Annotated in this window: 4 protein-coding genes; all 4 read left to right on the top strand. The window is 72.2% G+C overall.

Annotated elements, in window-relative coordinates:
• Positions 1-718: HAD-IC family P-type ATPase (locus tag ACFE8Y_RS20755; protein WP_375466265.1), on the top strand; the 718-nt coding region annotated here is incomplete at its 5' end.
• 33 nt (positions 719-751) lie between these two features.
• The gene (locus ACFE8Y_RS20750) at positions 752-1,354 is read left to right on the top strand and encodes a K(+)-transporting ATPase subunit C (protein WP_375466264.1); all 603 of its coding nucleotides are present in this window, start codon (positions 752-754) and stop codon (positions 1,352-1,354) included.
• Between the two features lie 24 nt (positions 1,355-1,378).
• A complete protein-coding gene (locus tag ACFE8Y_RS20745) occupies positions 1,379-4,147 on the top strand; it encodes a DUF4118 domain-containing protein (protein ID WP_375466263.1) in 2,769 nt (922 codons plus the stop codon).
• Positions 4,144-4,811, top strand: a 668-nt coding sequence (locus ACFE8Y_RS20740) for a response regulator (RefSeq protein WP_375466262.1), incomplete at its 3' end; no start/stop codon positions are given. The genes ACFE8Y_RS20745 and ACFE8Y_RS20740, both read left to right, overlap by 4 nt.

Genomic DNA, 4,811 nt, shown 5'->3' with positions numbered 1-4,811 from the left:
CCTCAAGGACATCGTGAAGGGCGGCATCCGTGAGCGCTTCTCGGAACTGCGCCGCATGGGCATCCGCACGGTGATGATCACCGGCGACAACCCCATGACCGCCGCGGCCATCGCGGCCGAGGCCGGCGTCGACGACTTCCTCGCCCAGGCCACCCCCGAGGACAAGCTGGCGCTGATCCGCAAGGAGCAGGCGCAGGGCAAGCTCGTGGCGATGTGCGGCGACGGCACCAACGACGCGCCGGCGCTCGCCCAGGCCGACGTGGGCGTGGCCATGAACACCGGCACGGTGGCCGCCCGCGAGGCCGGCAACATGGTCGACCTCGATTCCGACCCGACCAAGCTCATCGAGATCGTCGAGATCGGCAAGCAGCTCCTGATGACCCGCGGGGCGCTCACCACCTTCTCGATCGCCAACGACGTGGCGAAGTACTTCGCCATCATCCCGGCGATGTTCCTCGTCCTCTATCCGCAACTCCAGGCGCTCAACGTGATGCGGCTGGCCTCGCCGGAGAGCGCGATCCTGTCGGCGATCATCTTCAACGCGCTGATCATCGTCGCGCTGATCCCGCTGGCGCTGCGCGGCGTGACCTACCGGGCGGTGGGCGCCGGCGCGCTCCTGCGGCGCAACCTCCTGATCTACGGCCTGGGCGGAATTCTCGTGCCCTTCGTCGGCATCAAGGCGATCGACCTCGCGGTCAGCGCCCTCCACCTCGTCTGAGCCGCCCCGTCCTCCCGACACGCGAGACCCGTCATGTTGAGCCAGCTTCGCCCCGCCCTCGTGCTGCTGATCGCCCTGACCCTGCTCACCGGCCTCGGCTACCCGCTGGCCATGACCGGCATCGCCGGCCTGCTCTTCCCGGCCAAGGCCGCCGGCAGCATCGTGGAGCGGGACGGCAAGCCGGTCGGCTCCAGCCTGATCGGCCAGTCGTTCACCAGCGACCGCTACTTCCAGGGCCGGCCGTCGGCGACGAGCGCTCCCGACCCGGCCGATGCGAGCAAGACCGTCCCGGCGCCCTACAACGCCGCCAATTCCTCGGGCTCGAACCTCGGCCCGACGAGCGCGGCGCTGGCCGAGCGGGTGAAGGCGGATGTCGAGGCGCGCAAGGCCGAGAACGCGGGCGCCGTCCCGATCGACCTCGTGACGACCAGCGGCTCGGGCCTCGACCCGGACATCTCGCCTGAGGCCGCCCTGTTCCAGGTGCCGCGGGTTGCCAAGGCCCGCAGCCTGCCCGAGGATCGGCTCCGCGACCTCGTCGGCGCGCAGGTGCAGGGGCGCCTTCTCGGCGTCCTCGGCGAGCCGCGCGTGAACGTGCTGGCCCTCAACCTCGCGCTGGATGGCCTGGGTCGGAAGTGACCGCGCCGGATGAGATCGTCCCGCATGCCGAGCCCGCAGCGAGACCCCGGCCGCCCCTCCCCCGATGCGCTGCTCGACGCCGCGCGGCGGGAGGATGACGGACGCGAAGGCCATGGGCGCGGCCACCTGAAGATCTTCCTCGGCGCGGCGCCCGGCGTGGGCAAGACCTACGAGATGCTCACCGTCGCCCGCGGCAAGCGCAAGGCCGGCCTCGACGTGGTGGTCGGCGTGGTCGAGACCCACGGCCGGGCCGAGACCGAGGCCCTGGTCGACGGCCTGGAGGTCGTGCCGCGCCGGTTCGTCGACTACAAAGGAACGAGCCTCGGCGAGATGGACCTCGACGCCGTGCTCGCCCGTCGGCCGGCGCTCGTCCTCGTCGACGAACTCGCCCACACCAACGCGCCGGGCTCGCGCCACCCGAAGCGCTACCAGGACGTCGAGGAACTGCTCGAAGCGGGCATCGACGTCGACACCACGCTCAACATCCAGCACGTCGAGAGCCTGAACGACGTCGTCGCGCAGATCACCCGCATCCGGGTGCGCGAGACGGTGCCCGACGGCATCCTCGACCGGGCCGACGACATCGAGGTGATCGACCTCAACCCCGACGACCTGATCCAGCGCCTGAAGGACGGCAAGGTCTACCTGCCGCGCCACGCGGCCCGGGCCCTGCAGCACTACTTCTCCCGCGGGAACCTCACGGCGCTGCGGGAACTGGCCCTGCGCCGGACGGCGGACCGGGTCGACGACGAACTGCTCAGCCACATGCGGGCCAACGCCATCCCCGGGCCCTGGGGGGCGGGCGAGCGCGTGCTGGTCTGCGTCGGCGAGGACCCGCGCGCGGCGGGGCTCGTGCGCTACGCCAAGCGGCTGGCCGACCGGCTGCACGCCCCGTGGACGGCGCTCTTCGTCGAGGGGCCGCGGGCCACGCGGCTGTCGGAGGTCGCCCGCGACCGCATCGCCGACACCCTGCGGCTGGCCGACCGCCTCGGGGCCGAGACCGTGACGCTGCCCGGCGGCCGGCGCGTCGCCGACGACATCCTGGCCTACGCCCGCGCGAGCAACGCCAACCACGTCGTCGTCGGCAAGGCCGGGCGCTCGCGCCTGTTCGAGATCCTGAACGGTTCGGTGGTCCACGACCTCGTGCGCGGCTCGGGCACGATCAGCGTCCACGTGATCGCCGGCGAGGCGATCGAGGCCGAGGCGATCCCAAGGAAGACCGTGGGCACGGCCGCGCCCGCCCCCCGCTTCGAGGCGCTGCCCTACGCGCTCGCCCTCGGCGCCGTGGCCGCAGCCCTCGGGTTCGGCATCCTCGTCCGCCCGTTTCTCGGCATCGAGAACGCCGATCTCGTGTTTCTGACCGCGGTCGTCGCGGTGGCCGTGCGCTTCGGCCTCGGGCCCTCGCTCGCCGCCGTGGTCGCGGCCTCGCTCGCCTACAACTTCTTCTTCCTGCCCCCGCTCTACACCTTCACCATCGCCGACCCGACCAACGTCGCGGCGCTGTTCCTCTTCACCCTCGTGGCGGTGCTGGTCTCCAACCTCGCCTCGCGCGCGCGCCGGCTCGCGCTCGTCGCCCAGGCCCGGGCGAGCGGCACGGAGCGGCTCTACGGCTTCAGCCGCAAGCTCGCGGGCTGCGGCACCCTCGACGACGTGCTCTGGGCCACCGCCTACCAGATCGCCGCCATGCTCAAGGTCCGCGTCGTCCTGCTGCTGCCGCAGGACGGCACCGTCGCGGTCCGGGCGGGCTATCCGCCGGAGGACTTCCTCGACGCGGCCGACGTGGCGGCGGGCAAGTGGGCCTTCGACAACGACCGGCCGGCCGGCCGCGGAGCCGACACGCTGCCGGGGGCCAAGCGCCTGTTCCTGCCGATGCGCACCGGCCGCGGCACGCTGGGCGTCGTCGGCCTCGACGCCGACAAGCCCGGGCCGATCCTAACGCCCGAGCAGCGCCGCCTGCTCGACGCGCTCTCCGACCAGGGCGCGCTCGCCATCGAGCGCGTGCGCCTCGTGGAGGACCTCGACCGGGCCGAGCGCGCGGCCGAGACCGATCGCCTGCGCCAAGCGCTGCTGACCTCGATCTCGCACGACCTGCGCACGCCGCTGGCCGCCGTGCTGGGCTCGGCCAGCACCCTGCGCGACCTCGACGACGTCCTCGATCCCGCCTCCAAGGTCGAGCTGCTCGCCACCATCATCGACGAGGCCGAGCGCCTCAACCGCTTCATCGTCAACCTGCTCGACATGACGCGCCTGGAGGCCGGCGCCGTCATCCCGAACTTCGGCCTCCAGGACGTCGCCGAGATCGCCGACACGGCCCTGCGCCGGACCGAGACGATGCTGGCGGATCACCACGTCGCCGTCGATATCGCGCCGGACCTGCCGCCCCTGCGCCTCGACCCGGTGCTGTTCGAGCAGGTGCTGGTCAACCTGCTCGACAACGCGGCCAAGTACGCGCCCGCGGGCTCGACGGTGCGGCTGCGCGGCTGGCAGGACCGGGCGACGGTCTTCCTGCAGGTGATCGATGAGGGCGACGGGTTGCCCGAGGCGGATGTCGAGCGCGTGTTCGACACGTTCTACCGCGTCGCCAAGGCCGACAGCGTCCGGGCCGGCACGGGGCTCGGTCTGGCGATCTCGCGCGGCTTCGTCGAGGCGATGGGCGGGACCATCACGGTGGCCAACCGGACCGACCGGAGCGGCGCCGTCTTCACCCTGACCCTGCCGGTCCCGGCCGCGCCGCGCGAGGCCGGCCGGGAGACGCCCGCCCCAGACACGCCTGCACCGGACATGGCCGCATGACCCTCAACATCCTCGTGATCGACGACGAGCCGCCGATCCGCCGGCTGCTGCGCATGGGTCTCGCCACGCAGGATTACGGCGTCCTGGAGGCTCCCAACGGCAGGACCGCCCTGGAGATCCTGACGCGCGAGAGCGTTGATCTCGTGATCCTCGACCTCGGCCTGCCCGACATGCGCGGCCACGACCTTCTGGCCCGCATCCGGGAGCGCCACGCCGACCTGCCGGTGGTGGTGCTGTCGAGCCGCGACGACGAGACCGGCAAGGTCGAGGCGCTGGACCTCGGGGCCGACGACTACGTCACCAAGCCCTTCGGCATGGGCGAACTGCTGGCCCGCATCCGCACGGCGCTGCGCCACCAGCTCGCCACGCAGGGCGAGCGTCCGCTGTTCCAGGTGGAGGCGCTCAGCGTCGATCTCGTGCGCCGCATCGTCCGGGTGGGAGAGCGCGAGGTGAAGCTGACGCCGCGCGAGTACGACTTCCTGCGCGTGCTGGTGCAGCACGCGGGCAAGGTGCTGACCCATGCCCAACTGATGGGCGCGGTCTCGGCCTCGTCGGACCCGCAATACCTGCGGGTCTACGTGCGCCAGCTCCGGCAGAAGCTGGAGGCCGATCCCGAGCGCCCGCGCCTGCTCCTCACCGAGACCGGCGTCGGCTACCGCCTGCG

The sequence above is a fragment of the uncultured Methylobacterium sp. genome (genome assembly GCF_964242245.1).
In the GTDB taxonomy this organism is placed as follows: domain Bacteria; phylum Pseudomonadota; class Alphaproteobacteria; order Rhizobiales; family Beijerinckiaceae; genus Methylobacterium.
Note: the sequence above shows the minus strand (reverse complement) of the source record. Positions and strands in the feature narration are given on the sequence as shown.

What these genes read in the sequence shown, in the direction of transcription:
- ACFE8Y_RS20745 (WP_375466263.1), top strand. Translation starts at nt 1,379, where the DNA reads ATGCCGAGCCCGCAGCGAGACCCCGGCCGCCCCTCCCCCGATGCGCTG.
- ACFE8Y_RS20750 (WP_375466264.1), top strand. Translation starts at nt 752, where the DNA reads ATGTTGAGCCAGCTTCGCCCCGCCCTCGTGCTGCTGATCGCCCTGACC.